Source organism: Marinicella marina, assembly GCF_030065545.1.
Lineage (GTDB): Bacteria > Pseudomonadota > Gammaproteobacteria > Xanthomonadales > Marinicellaceae > Marinicella > Marinicella marina.
In genome coordinates, this window is record NZ_JASJNC010000005.1 from 51,398 (window position 1) to 65,083 (window position 13,686).

Genomic DNA, 13,686 nt, shown 5'->3' on the forward strand with positions numbered 1-13,686 from the left:
TGTCACATATATTAATGAATTTTTTAGTTGATAAACACACCATGCCAAGAGAGAAACTCGTAGAACTGGGTGCTGAGGCCCTATCAGATGCGGAATTGTTGGCTATTTTTCTGCGGGTTGGTGTTCGCGGTAAAAGCGCTATTGAGTTAGCAGCTGAGATGCTGACTCACTTTGGCAGTGTGTCAGAAATTCTTAAAGCTGAGTTACATGATTTTTCTGAACTCAAAGGATTGGGCTTGGCCAAATATGCACAATTACAAGCTGCCAGTGAGTTGGTCAAACGCACCATCAACCAGGGCTTCGATGGCCAAACATGTTTCAGTGAACCTGAGGTGGTAGATCGGTTTTTAAGGGCTAACTTTGTTTGTAAAGGGCACGAGAGTTTTGCTGCATTGTTCCTTAACAGTAAAAATCATTTGTTAAAATTCGAGTTTTTATTCAATGGCAGCATCAACTCAGCCCAAGTATATCCCAGAACAGTGGCTCAGTATTGTTTGCGTTACAACGCAGCAGCCGTTATTTTTGCTCACAACCACCCTTCAGGTGATACCACACCCAGCGCTTCAGACATTAATTTAACCCAACAACTTAAAACAACCTTGGCACTGATAGATGTCAAAGTTTTGGATCATTTCGTGGTCGGTCACAACCAAACCTTTTCGATGGCAGTCAATCAAATGATATGAATTAAGGTGATTATTTGATATGCTATGAGTCAATGAATCATTAACACGATGGATGTTTTTTCAAAATAGATTAAATCCAGTTGCCCGGGCTGAAAAATACATAGAAAAAGGTAATTATAAAAAAGCCATGAAGATTTTGGCTTCTACCTTTAAAAAATACCCCAATAGCCTTGATTTAGCTCGGTTGCGTTTCGAGTACGGGAAATACATCCCCTTCGACGACTACCACCATCAAGCAGCCATAGATTATTTCACGTTACAGATGCAATTTGATGTTTCCGGTGAGAAAATTCACAGTGATTTCGTCAAATACATGACGACTACCCAAGGGCGTATTCAACTAGATGATGAAACTTTGGTCAAACTTTCTGTGGTTTTTGCGGCCAATGGCTTTGAAAACAATGCCGTTTACATCATCAATTCAATGATCAGAAAAGAATGTGAATTACCTGGGTTTGTCGATGCTTTGGTGGCCATCATAAATTACCTTGAAGAGAAGGGCGCTGATAAGAAAACTGCCAGCTATAAAAATTACCTAAAATGGCACTACCCCGACCATGAAATGACCGAGTACATTTTAAGTAAAAAAAGTTAAACCCATCTCATCCTATAGCACTGTCAATAAGCCTTAATTCAAGGCTGTTTCAATCTATTCTGATCAAGCAACATCAACCCATTGGTTAACAAACTGCTAGCAATCAAGACACAGAATTGTTCGGTTGGTTATTTAGATTGAATACACTTTGCTGTTGGTTTTTTGGCCAATGAATGACTTGATTCGTTTTAGCATCTGCTCAACATCCAGCCCAGCTTCTTGTAACAACTCCTCACGCGTGCCGTGATCCTGGAAGCTGTCAGGCAGGCCCAGGTTAAGCACTGAAGCTGTGATATTCATTTCATGCAAAGCTTCATTCACAGCGCTGCCTGCGCCACCCTGAATGACATTGTCCTCGATGGTCACAATGTGATTATGGGTACGTGCTAATTTTTCAATCATTGATTTGTCAAGCGGTTTGATAAAACGCATATTGACCAAACTGGCATCTAATTCTTGTGCCACGGCCCGTGCTTCAGTTAACAAGGCACCAAAACTCAGTATTGCAACATTTTTATCGCCCTTTCTGACTTGGTCCGCCTTGCCAATCGGTAAGGTTTGCATTTTTGGTAGGATTGCAGCACCTGGCCCTTTGCCTCTCGGATATCGAACAGCTGCGGGCCCATTGTGTTGGTGGCCAGTATAGAGCATTTGGCGACATTCATTTTCGTCAGAAGGAGCCATCAATACCATGTTTGGCACGCAGCGCAAGTATGAAATGTCTAAGTTACCGGCGTGGGTGGCACCATCAGGGCCCACAACACCACTGCGGTCAATGGCAAAAAGTACGTTTAAATTTTGTATGGCTACATCGTGAACCAGTTGGTCATAGGCGCGTTGTAAAAATGTTGAGTAAATAGCAACCACCGGTTTAATGCCTTCACATGCCATGCCGGCAGCCAGGGTCACCGCATGCTGTTCAGCAATGCCCACATCAAAATACCTTTTGGGGAACAGTTGTGAAAATTCAACCAAACCAGAACCTTCGCGCATGGCTGGGGTGATGGCTACCAGTTGATTATCGATGCGAGCCATGTCACACAGCCATTGACCGAAAACTTCAGTGTAGGTTGGTGTGGAGGGTTTGGCTTTGTTTTGGATGCCTTCGGCAGGATTAAATTTTCCGACTGCATGGTACTTAATCGGATCTTCTTCTGCGGGCTTGTAGCCTTTGCCTTTCTTAGTGATGATATGTAAAAGTTTGGGGCCTTTGATTTCTTTGGCCACTTCGAGTTTCTCTACCAGCTGGCCTACATCGTGACCATCTATCGGTCCCAAATGATGAAAGCCCAATTCTTCAAACAGGGTATTAGGTACAAACATGCCTTTGGTGTGCTCCTCCCATCTGGACATGAACTTCCATAACCAGGAGCCACGACGCATGATGCGTTTGGATTTTTCACGCATGCGGTTGTAGGTTCTGCCGCTGACTATTTTTATCAGCATCCTGGATAATGCGCCTACATTGGGTGAAATTGACATTTCGTTTTCATTCAAAACCACCAACATATTGGTGTCCAATTCACCGCCGTGATTCAATGCTTCGTATGCCATTCCAGCAGTCATGGCGCCATCGCCAATCACCGCCACCACATCACGTTCTGTGCCTGCAATTTGGCTGCCTAAAGACATCCCCAGAGCGGCACCGATAGAAGTCGATGAATGTCCTACGCCAAAGGTGTCATATTCGCTCTCAGTGCGTTTGGGGAAGGGGGCCAAACCGGCTTTTTGTTTGATGGTTGTGAGTTGTTCTTTGCGGCCCGTCAATATTTTATGGGGATAGGCTTGGTGGCCAACGTCCCAAACTATCCTGTCGTGGGGTGTATTAAAAACGTAGTGCAATGCCACGGTCAGCTCTACAGTACCCAAGCCAGAACCAAAATGGCCGCCGCATTTAGCAATTTCATCGATCAGAAACTCACGCACTTCATCGGCGGCTTGAGGTAATTGATTCTTGTTCAATTTTCTTAAATCAGCCGGGATGTTTATGTTATCGAGTAATGGGTATTGTTTATTCATGGTTTCAACCGTTTGGGCTTTTCAGTGTGCTTTGCCTTGTTTGGCGACAGCCTCCATGGCTGCGTTCAAAGCATCTTGGTCACCCAAGTAGTAGCTTTTGATTGGTTTTAAATCATCATCTAATTCATACACCAATGGCACACCTGTTGGGATATTAAGTTTTAATATTTCTTCTTCAGATACATCATCCAAATATTGTACCAATGAACGCAGCGAATTGCCGTGAGCAGCAATGATTAATCGCTTACCGGCTTTTAGGTCAGGCACAATGTGTTCATGCCAATAGGGCAACACGCGTTCGACAGTGTCTTTTAGGCACTCACCCAGTGGGATTTGACTTTTGTCCAAGTCTTTATAGCGTCTGTCAGATGCAATGTTGCGCTCGTCATTCCAGTCTAGTTTTGGCGGCGGGGTGGCATAGCTGCGGCGCCAAATGTGTACCTGCTCATCCCCGTATTTAGCTGCGGTTTCGGCTTTGTTCAGGCCTTGGAGGGCACCATAATGGCGTTCATTCAAACGCCAGCTGCGTTTAACCGGCAACCAACTCTGGTCCATCACATCAGCAGCGATGTTATATGTCTTGATGGCTCGCTTCAGCACAGATGTATAGGCTTGGTCAAACTCAAAGCCAGCATCCATCAATAAACGGCCAGCTGATTCTGCTTGGGCAATGCCATTTTCAGTTAAATCAACATCTTTCCAACCAGTAAAACGGTTGGCAAGGTTCCATTCACTCTCGCCGTGTCTGAGCAACACCAATTTAATCATAAGCTTATCAGGTAATAAATACTGTCAATTATACCATGCTTGTCTATATTTTCTTACCAGCAAGTCAGAATTATGCGACTGAAAAGCGGTTGTATTGAACCTAGAATGTTATTTTAATTATTCAGTGACAGGGCTTTGAATATGAATCAAATTGAATTAAAAAAAGTGATGAAGGAAATCGAGTTAATCATCAATCAACTCGCCGAATGCCAATATTGTAAACAAGGCATTGATTATGAGAGTAAAAAACTGTTGAGTGATTTGTTTAAACTAAAAATAGAGCAGGCTTGTCGGATCAAAAAAGCCAGTTAATCATCGGTAAAGACACGGCCAAAAAAATCAAAGTCATGAGACTACCCACTTTAATGAAATCACCCACACTGTAGCCGCCTGGTCCCATAATCAGGGCAGATACTTGGTGGGTTGGTAAGATGAAGGCATTAGAAGTTGAAATCGCCACTATCAAGGCATAAACCACTGGATTGCCGCCGGTTTCCAGCGCAATATTAATGGCCAAAGGCACCAACAACACAGTGGCACCTACATTTGACATAACCAGTGAGAATAAGGTTGCCAGTACAGCAATCGCCAGTTGGTAGATGATTTGTGGTACGTTACCCAAATGGTAAATCACATTTTGAGCAATCCACGCAGCGGCTCCAGTATGCTCCATGGCATAGCCCAAGGGAATCAAACAAGCCAACAGAAAAACTGTTTTCCAGCTCACAGCACGATAAGCCTCATCCATATTGAGCACACCAAATACCACCATGCCTATGGCGCCAGTGAGTAATGACAATGAGAGCTTTAAGTCGGTAAATATGACTAAGAAAATACTGAGAGAGAAAAACAGCAAGGCAAAAGGAATTTTTTGTGGCCTTTGTGGTTCCGCAGGCACATCACTGACCAGCGCCACATTTCTTGAGCGCCCCAAGCCCATTTGATCGGTCCAGCGTCCATGGATGATAAACGTGTCACCCAACTGCAGTTCTAGGTCATACATGGCCTCGCCGGTGTAAATTCGATTGTTTCTGGAAACAGCTAAGATGGTGATGGCATATTCTTTTCTGAAATGAAATTCAGATAACTTAACACCCAAGTAGCGAGAGCCAGGTACCACCACTGCCTCAGATGTGCCCGAGATTGATGGGTTGAAGTCCAGCTTGAAGTGCTTCAGTTTAGGCAGCGTAGTTAAATTAAACTCTTCCGCAAAATCTTCGATTTGTTGTTTGCTGCCCATGACGCCCAACACTGCACCATTCCAAATGAAGCGGGTTCTGGGAGGCGAGATGGTTGATTCATTTTCACTGAACAAAGCGACAATGTTGGGAATATGAGGGTCAAACTCCAGCTCATAGATCATCTTACCAACCAGCGGAGAGTCTTTATTAACGATCATTTCAGTGATGGTCTTATCAATGCCGTAATTGTCACGGAAGTAGGAGTCAGATTTGTGGTTATTGACGTGGTTGACCGCTTTGTCTTTGGGTAATAGAAATCGTCCAATCAGTAAAAAATACAACACCCCACTGGTCAACAAAGCCAGTCCTATTGGGGTGGTCGAAAACAAATCAAAAGATGGCATGGTCTCAGCGCCTGGCGGCAGTGAGCGGTTGGAAGTTTCAATCAAATCATTGAGTAAAATCAGTGGTGATGATCCTACCATGGTGACGGTGCCGCCTAAAATGGCACAAAAACCCATGGGCATCAATAGGCGTGAAATGGGTAATTCAGCAGCGCTGGAAATTTTACTCATGACCGGTAAAAACAACGCGGTCGCGCCAACATTCTGCATGAAGCCAGATATGCCACCAACTGTGGTAGAAACAATCGGCATCACGGTTGTTTCAGTCTTGCCACCAATTTTGAGGATCACATTGGCCACGGCGGTCATGACCCCAGTGCGATCAAGTCCAGCACCCAGAATCATCACCGCAATAATAGCGATTACCGCATTAGAAGCGAAGCCATCAAATAAATGCGTGTCTGGCACCAAGCCGGATAAGCCCAACATAACCAATATCAGTAATGCCGCCACATCAATCCTGATAACCTCAGTAACAAACATTAAAATGGTATAGGCCAATATGGCAAATACCATCAACATCTCATTAGTGAGTGGCAGCATTTCCATTATTTTTTGGTCATGATGAGGTCATAGGAGCCGTGTTCTAATTTTTGCCCACGTCGTTCGAACTTGGTGACGGGTCGCCATTCGGGCCTGCTGGCAAAGCCGTTGTTGCTTTCTTGGTTTTTAAGCCAAGTATTGGCTGCCAGTAATTCTTGAACCTCTAAGGCATAAGGGTGCCAGTCCGAAGCATAGTGGAGGCGTCCACCTGTTTGTAGTTTGGTTTGGATTAAGTCAAGGAATTCTTGGTTCATGATGCGTCTTTTGTGGTGGCGTTTTTTGTGCCACGGATCGGGAAAGTACACATGAATCGCAGCCAATGATTCATCGGCGATGAATAAGTTGAGCATATCTACGGCATCGTTGCGAATGATGCGTACGTTTGTTAACCCCAGCTCTTTGATGACCATCAACAAGTGTCCCACACCAGGCAAGTGCACTTCGATACCGAGAAAATTAATCTCGGGGTGTTGTTGTGCGGCATGAATGATGGATTCACCGTTGCCAAAACCAATGTCTAACCACACGGGGTTGTTGTTGCCGTAAAGTTTTTCAAAATCAATGGTTTGATCTGGGTCAAAGGCATAGATGGGCATCAGTTCTTCGACTGCTTTTTTTTGCCCTGTGGTCATTTTCCCTTTGCGCAAAACAAAGCTGCGAATTTGTCTGTCGGTTGGTTCGAATTTCATGCTTGGCCATTGATCTCAATGCTGCTATTTTACCGAAAATCAGGCCATGATGACCACCACTTTGTTAATCAGCCTTCAGATTATCGGGCTGGGTACCAATGTTTGGTATTTCTCAACGGGGCCCTCAGCAGTGAAATCAGTGAGCTTCAGTGTGTTCAAGTCAAGCACATGGTCGTGGGGGTAGGGGTTTTTATCGTAATAAGTTTGCTCGCCACATTTGATGATTTGTATCAGTTTGGCCTCTACCAATTGTGCAATGACAGCCTCTGCGTCTTGTGTCCAGGGTGTTTGTTGTTGCGAAAAAAGCAATAGCGTGTCATGGCAAGGATGTTGTGGTGTCATTCTGATAAACAACAGCATGTCAGCCATTTCATTGTGTCCGGCCAGGTCTATGGCTTCAAGGTCTTGAATGATTTGGAATTGATGCAGGCAACGCTGATGATGAAAACTCGCTTGCATCAACGCATATTGGGCCAATTGTTTTTCTATGATGAACGATTGGCTGGAAGTGCAACGGGCCAGGTTTTGTTGTAACTGCATGAACAGGTGTTTGGCCATGGGGCCCATCCAACTTCTGAAATTACGGGCTTTGTCGGTGTGGTTAAGTTGTAAGCAAAACTCATGGGTGTTTTGGAAGTTACAGTCAATATGTAGTGTCCAGGTCATGATAATACATTGTTGAAAAATTAATCTTAAATATAAATGATAATCATTCGCATTACAAATAAAACTTTGAAATATTTTGACTTGATATGCAGATTCAGAGAAAATAGCAAGCTATTGCGCAACATGTTACCTAAATTGACAAAGAACAACAAAAAATATCAATTAAATGAATCTTTTATTGGCAAACAAGCCGATGACTTGGGGCAATTAATCAGTGAACAAATCAGGCCACTGTATGACTCTTTGGGCATAGTGGTGCCGGTAAAATCTTGTTCAATCATCCATGCGCTAAACGAGGTTAAACAAGCCTCGGTCACAGAAATTGCGCGGTCATTGAAGCAGTCACATCAATTGGTTAAACAGAAACTGCCGAGGTTACAAAAACTGGGCTTAATCACCGCCAGTTCTGACCCAAGTGACAAGCGTAAAACAGATTATCAACTGACTTCGATGGGTCAAGACCAGGCGTTGTTGTTGAAACAACATTCCTTAGCAGCAGTTTACGAACAATTATCTCAAGAAGTTGGGGCAGACCTGTTTAAGGTGCTGACGGCCGCCATTGACGGCTTAAAAAACAAAGATTTAATGACCCGATTCAAACAACAACTACCTAATCATAGAAACAGCGAGACAACACATGAATGATCGAATCATCAAAGCACCGACAGGCACTGAACTTAATACCCAATCATGGCTCATTGAGGCGCCATTGAGGATGTTGATGAATAATTTAGACCCTGATGTGGCAGAGCGCCCGGAAGATTTAGTGGTTTATGGCGGCATTGGTAAAGCAGCTCGAAACTGGGCTTGTTTTGATGGCATGGTGGATGCGCTTAAAAGGCTGAATGAAGACGAAACTTTGCTGGTTCAGTCGGGTAAACCAGTGGGTGTATTTAAGACCCACATTGATGCGCCCAGGGTGTTGATTGCTAATTCAAATTTGGTGCCTAAATGGGCCAATTGGGACCATTTCAACGAACTGGATAAAAAGGGTTTGATGATGTACGGTCAAATGACCGCAGGATCATGGATTTATATTGGCTCGCAAGGCATTGTGCAAGGCACTTATGAAACCTTTGTAGAGGCTGGTCGCCAACACTTCAGTGGTGATACCAATGGCAAGTGGATCCTTACTGGTGGTTTGGGTGGCATGGGTGGTGCGCAGCCCTTGGCAGCCACCATGGCGGGCTATTGTATGATTGCGGTGGAGTGCGATGAAACCCGAATTGATTTCAGGATGAAAACGGGCTATGTCGATAAAAAAGCACAATCTATCGATGAAGCAATGAAACTGCTGAATGAAGCATTAGAATCAGGCCAGGCGATATCGATTGGCTTACTGGGTAATGCCGCAGATGTTTTTGCGCAAATGTATAAAAACGGCGTGCGCCCTGACTTGGTGACTGACCAAACCTCAGCACATGATCCAGTCAATGGCTACTTGCCGCAAGGATGGAACGTCAGTCAATGGCGCCAAGAAGCCAAAACCAACCCAAAAAGAGTGGCTGCTGCTGCCAGAAAATCAATGGCAGTGCAGGTTCAGGCGATGCTCGATTTTCATGCATTGGGCATACCCACAGTTGATTATGGTAACAACATCCGCCAAGAGGCCTTTGATGAAGGGTTGGAAAATGCTTTTGATTTCCCAGGGTTTGTACCAGCGTATGTCAGACCTTTGTTCTGTCGTGGTGTGGGGCCATTTCGCTGGGCTGCCTTATCTGGTGATCCTGAAGACATCTATAAAACTGATGCCAAAGTCAAAGAGCTGATACCTGATGACCCTCATTTGCATAATTGGTTAGACATGGCTCGTGAACGCATACACTTTCAAGGACTGCCTGCGCGCATTTGTTGGGTCGGATTGGGCTTGCGACACAAATTGGGTTTGGCTTTTAACGAAATGGTTAAAACAGGTGAGCTCAAGGCACCAGTGGTGATTGGTCGTGATCACTTGGACTCAGGCTCCGTGGCTTCTCCCAACCGCGAGACAGAAAGCATGCTGGATGGCTCAGATGCCGTTTCGGATTGGCCGCTACTGAATGCCATGTTAAATGTAGCTGGTGGGGCCACTTGGGTGTCACTGCACCATGGTGGCGGAGTGGGCATGGGCTACTCTCAACATTCAGGTGTGGTGATTTGTTGTGACGGCACCGATGCTGCTGCTAAACGAATCGAAAGGGTGTTATGGAATGACCCTGCCACTGGCGTCATGCGTCATGCCGATGCCGGTTATGACATCGCCAAAACATGTGCCAAGGAACATGCATTGAATTTACCGATGATCAATAAGACATGGGAGCAGCAATCATGATTTTTACCATCAGCAATAAGGGCTTTACTCTGCAAGAGCTGCGCGAAATTTGGCAAAATCCGGTCGAGATCAAGGTCGATGACCACATGATGCAAGGCGTGATTCGCTCGCGCCAGACCATTGAACAGGTGGCGGCATCGGATGAGACTGTGTACGGCGTCAACACAGGTTTTGGGCTGTTGGCCAATGTACAAATAGCCAAAGATGAGTTAGACACCTTACAACGAAATTTAGTGATTTCTCATGCCACTGGGGTTGGAAAGCCGATTGATATTGGCACCACCCGATTGATTATGGCACTGAAAGCCATGAGTCTTGCTCAAGGATATTCTGGCATTCACCCGAACACGCTGAAACTTTTAACAGACATGATCAAACACGAGATTTATCCGATCATTCCGGAGAAAGGTTCGGTTGGTGCCTCTGGTGACTTGGCTCCATTGGCGCATTTATCGGCTGCCATGATTGGTATGGGTGAGGTTTATTTTCAAGGTGGTGTGGTTGCTGCCATGGATGCATTGAATGCAGTGGGTTTATCGCCGATAAAATTGGGCCCCAAAGAGGGTTTGGCATTGTTGAACGGTACCCAGGTTTCGACCGCCTTGGCATTGAAAGGTTTGTTTCTTACTGAGAACTGCTTCTCCGCTGCGATTTTATCTGGTGCCTTATCGGTGGATGCAGCGAAAGGCTCCTTGTCGCCTTTTGATGAGCGCATTCACCAGGCCAGAAGGCAGGTGGGTCAAATACAAGTGGCGCGGGCCATACGTGGGTTGCTGAAAGACAGTGAAATCGTGGTATCACATGAGGATTGTGATCGGGTACAGGACCCATATTGTCTGCGTTGTCAGCCACAGGTGATGGGTGCGGTGTTAGATACCATCAATTATGTCGCTGATAAACTATTAATAGAAGCCAACGCTGCCACTGATAATCCATTGGTTTTTGCAGAACAAGGAGATGTCTTATCGGGTGGTAACTTTCATGCCGAACCAGTGGCACTGGTGGCAGATTTCTTGGGCATTGGTTTGACCGACATGACCAACATGTCTGAGCGCCGCATGGCGATGCTGATTGACCCGGCCTTGAGTCGCTTACCGGCCTTTTTGGTGCCTGATTCAGGGGTCAATTCTGGTTTTATGATTGCGCATGTGACAGCGGCGGCTTTGGCCTCAGAAAATAAAACCCTGGCTCATCCGGCCAGTGTTGATACCATTCCCACATCAGCCAATCAAGAAGATCACGTCAGTATGGCCACTTTTGCTGGAAGGAAGTTAACCGATATGGCAGAAAATTCTGCTGCGGTTATCGGTATAGAAATGATGGGTGCTTGTCAAAGTATTGATTTTCATCGAGATTTAAAAACTTCAGAGGCACTTTTTGCGGTGTATCAAAAAGTCAGAGAGGACGTGGCTTTCTTGGACAAAGACCGGATGTTTGCACCGGACATCAACCACATGCAGCAGTTGGTTTTATCAGGTGCATTGAATCAATTTATGCCGGCTTTATGTCCCTCTTTGAGTTAAGACAAGAGACATCGCCCTTGGTGATCAGTGTGCCGCACGATGGTGCTCAAATACCCGACGATATTGCAGCACTGATGAATCCGGCGGTGATGGGCTCAACTGACCGAGATTTATTGATCAACGAGGTGTTTGAATTTGAGGGGTTTAAATATTCAAAAATCAAAGCCAACTATGCACGCCATGTGATTGATTTGAATCGTCCGGCCAGTGGTGAGGCTTTGTATCATAACCAAGCAGAAACCGAGCTATGTCCTACCAGTACATTTGATTTTCAACCGATTTACAAACCAGGGCTTGAGCCTGATACTGAAGCTGTCAAATACCGCATAGAAAATTACTGGCAGCCTTATCATAACCAGTTAAAAAAGTTGATTGATCAAGCCCAACAGGCCTATGGTTTTTGTTTGTTGCTTGATGCGCACAGCATTGATGATGAAGTGCCGAGGTTTTTTGATGGTCGCTTGCCAGACATCAATGTGGGTTCCAACGCAGGCAACTCTTGTGGCGCAGCCATTGAGTCGCTTTTGATGCATCAATTGGCGACCCAAGAACATTACAGTTACATCAATAATGGCCGATTCAAGGGTGGTTTTATCACTCGCCATTACGGCCAACCAGAAAGAGGTGTGCATGCCATTCAGTTGGAGCATGCCAAAAGTGCCTACCTGCATAAGAGCCAGTTCAGTGGTAATAAAACCCACAAATTACGTCAATTCTGGCAAGATTTGATAGCGGTGCTGTTAAAAAGCCTGAATTAATGTTAACTACATAGCAAAAAGCAGAAAGTGGTGTAACAATGCATGCAAAAGCATTTAGAATGTTTAACCAATGAAATTAAAGACATTCTGGTGAAAACAATGAACACATTAAAATCAATGCTGTGCTTATCGACCCTCATTTTAATGACTGCAGCGATGGCTGCTGAGGATTCAGTTGAAGGTGTTTTGATCTTTGAGTATGGGGACACTTTTGATGCCACCCAAGCCCCGCATCAAAACTTTTACTTACAAACTGAAAAAGCAATCATCAAACTGGATGCCAGCGCGGCTTTCAAATCACGCCTGCCGATTGACGCTTGGTCTGGTAAACGTGTTTCTGTTAAATTCAAAAACCAATTGGCCACAAATCTGGGTCGTTCAATCCAAGCCATTGAATTGATAGAAGGAGAGGCTATGCGTGGCGGTGGTATTTCAGGGCCACAAAAATGGGTGTCTTTTTTATGCAAGTTCAATGATGTTGCTACTGAGCCGGAAAACGAAGCGTATTTTGATAATATGTATGCCAACACGCCAGCTGGTTTAGACCATTACTGGCGTGAAGTTTCCTATAACAACGCCAATGTGGCCGGGTCGGTGGCTTTTGATTGGGTGGACTTGCCCGGTACCCACACCAGTTATGTTCCCACTCCTGGCTCGGGAACAGATGCTGATTTGAACTTGTTGTTTGATGACTGCACCGACACAGCCATCAGTACCTATGGAGGTTTGGATATCAATGATGATTTTGTTGGCATCAATATGATGTTCAATGAATCATTGGATTGCTGTGCTTGGGGTGGTGGGCGTTACACTTCACTGGATGGCGGCCCATCGAAATTGTGGCGTGTGACCTGGAATCCACCTTGGGCTTTCAGAAGTATTGGGGTGATTGCGCATGAAATGGGACATGGTTTTGGTTTACCTCACGCCAATAATTCTGACGGTGACAGCAATCCCTATGACAGCCCATGGGATGTGATGAGTTCAGCCACAGGCTATGCTGTGAATGATGGGGTGTATGGCAGATTGGGCAAGCACATCAATATGGAATTCAAACAGCGACTTGAATGGGTGACTGATGGTGATGGCTTTATCGCTGATGAGAATACCGACAATGAGGAGGTTTTTATTAATTATTCATCGCGCCCCACTACCATGGTCAATGGTGTCAGATTTGCGCGCATACCGGCCAGCAATAATACCTATTACATGGTTGAGGTGCGCAAAGCAGAGGGTAACTATGAATCCAACATCGTAGATACCGCCGTCATCATTCATAATGTGGCGAATTGTAGATCAGAGCCACCTTGGGTGGTTGATGGTGATACGCCTGCAGCTGACTATGCCGATACTGAAGGCGTGTTGTGGCGCACTGGGGAAGTTTTCGTGGATCCAATTGATGATTTCAGCGTGACCATTTTGAATGAATTCGAAAACGGTTTTACTGTCAATTTGTCGGCTTCACAAGATTTAATCAATCGCAGCACTTTTGAAAACACTGGATGCCTTTAAACCAAGCGTAGCATCATGAAAATGCGACGAT

The 13,686-nt window shown here is 45.1% G+C and carries 13 protein-coding genes; 8 read left to right on the top strand and 5 right to left on the bottom strand.

Annotation, left to right across the window (positions count from 1 at the left end; translation table 11 throughout):
• Positions 1 to 14: 14 nt before the first annotated feature.
• Positions 15 to 686, top strand: a complete 672-nt coding sequence (gene radC, locus QNI24_RS08855; protein ID WP_267176336.1) for a RadC family protein — start codon at positions 15 to 17, stop codon at positions 684 to 686.
• 127 nt (positions 687 to 813) lie between these two features.
• The gene (locus QNI24_RS08860; protein WP_283708634.1) at positions 814 to 1,281 is read left to right on the top strand and encodes a hypothetical protein; all 468 of its coding nucleotides are present in this window, start codon (positions 814 to 816) and stop codon (positions 1,279 to 1,281) included.
• Between the two features lie 132 nt (positions 1,282 to 1,413).
• Here the strand turns inward: QNI24_RS08860 and dxs are convergent, their stop codons facing one another.
• Complete coding sequence (dxs, locus tag QNI24_RS08865; RefSeq protein ID WP_267176338.1) at positions 1,414 to 3,300, bottom strand: 1-deoxy-D-xylulose-5-phosphate synthase; 1,887 nt, start codon at positions 3,298 to 3,300, stop codon at positions 1,414 to 1,416.
• 21 nt (positions 3,301 to 3,321) lie between these two features.
• Positions 3,322 to 4,068 (bottom strand): 2,3-diphosphoglycerate-dependent phosphoglycerate mutase, encoded by a 747-nt coding sequence (gene gpmA, locus QNI24_RS08870; protein ID WP_267176339.1) that lies wholly within the window; start codon positions 4,066 to 4,068, stop codon positions 3,322 to 3,324.
• A gap of 141 nt (positions 4,069 to 4,209) precedes the next feature.
• Here gpmA and QNI24_RS08875 point away from each other — a divergent pair, with 141 nt between their 5' ends.
• On the top strand, positions 4,210 to 4,380 hold the full coding sequence (locus QNI24_RS08875) for a hypothetical protein (protein WP_267176340.1): 171 nt from the start codon (positions 4,210 to 4,212) through the stop codon (positions 4,378 to 4,380).
• On the opposite strand, the gene QNI24_RS08880 is transcribed toward QNI24_RS08875, so the two are convergent.
• From QNI24_RS08880 to QNI24_RS08890, 3 genes are all read right to left on the bottom strand, one after another.
• Positions 4,364 to 6,196 carry an SLC13 family permease gene (locus QNI24_RS08880; protein WP_267176341.1) on the bottom strand — a complete coding sequence of 611 codons (1,833 nt, stop codon included), beginning with the start codon at positions 6,194 to 6,196 and terminating at the stop codon, positions 4,364 to 4,366. The two genes, QNI24_RS08875 and QNI24_RS08880, sit on opposite strands and share 17 nt — an antisense overlap.
• Before the next feature lie 5 nt (positions 6,197 to 6,201).
• On the bottom strand, positions 6,202 to 6,885 hold the full coding sequence (gene trmB / locus QNI24_RS08885; protein ID WP_267176342.1) for a tRNA (guanosine(46)-N7)-methyltransferase TrmB: 684 nt from the start codon (positions 6,883 to 6,885) through the stop codon (positions 6,202 to 6,204).
• A gap of 75 nt (positions 6,886 to 6,960) precedes the next feature.
• Complete coding sequence (locus QNI24_RS08890) at positions 6,961 to 7,551, bottom strand: hypothetical protein (protein WP_267176343.1); 591 nt, start codon at positions 7,549 to 7,551, stop codon at positions 6,961 to 6,963.
• 123 nt (positions 7,552 to 7,674) lie between these two features.
• On the opposite strand from QNI24_RS08890, the gene QNI24_RS08895 reads away from it, so the two are divergent.
• From QNI24_RS08895 to QNI24_RS08915, 5 genes are all read left to right on the top strand, one after another.
• The gene (locus QNI24_RS08895) at positions 7,675 to 8,196 is read left to right on the top strand and encodes a MarR family winged helix-turn-helix transcriptional regulator (protein WP_267176344.1); all 522 of its coding nucleotides are present in this window, start codon (positions 7,675 to 7,677) and stop codon (positions 8,194 to 8,196) included.
• Positions 8,189 to 9,862 carry a urocanate hydratase gene (gene hutU / locus QNI24_RS08900; RefSeq protein WP_267176345.1) on the top strand — a complete coding sequence of 558 codons (1,674 nt, stop codon included), beginning with the start codon at positions 8,189 to 8,191 and terminating at the stop codon, positions 9,860 to 9,862. The genes QNI24_RS08895 and hutU overlap by 8 nt, the downstream gene beginning before the upstream one ends.
• Positions 9,844 to 11,385 carry a histidine ammonia-lyase gene (gene hutH / locus QNI24_RS08905; RefSeq protein WP_283708636.1) on the top strand — a complete coding sequence of 514 codons (1,542 nt, stop codon included), beginning with the start codon at positions 9,844 to 9,846 and terminating at the stop codon, positions 11,383 to 11,385. The genes hutU and hutH overlap by 19 nt, the downstream gene beginning before the upstream one ends.
• A complete protein-coding gene (locus tag QNI24_RS08910; RefSeq protein WP_267176347.1) occupies positions 11,367 to 12,143 on the top strand; it encodes an N-formylglutamate amidohydrolase in 777 nt (258 codons plus the stop codon). The genes hutH and QNI24_RS08910 overlap by 19 nt, the downstream gene beginning before the upstream one ends.
• A 99-nt stretch (positions 12,144 to 12,242) precedes the next feature.
• On the top strand, positions 12,243 to 13,655 hold the full coding sequence (locus tag QNI24_RS08915; protein WP_267176348.1) for a metallopeptidase domain-containing protein: 1,413 nt from the start codon (positions 12,243 to 12,245) through the stop codon (positions 13,653 to 13,655).
• Positions 13,656 to 13,686 lie beyond the last annotated feature (31 nt).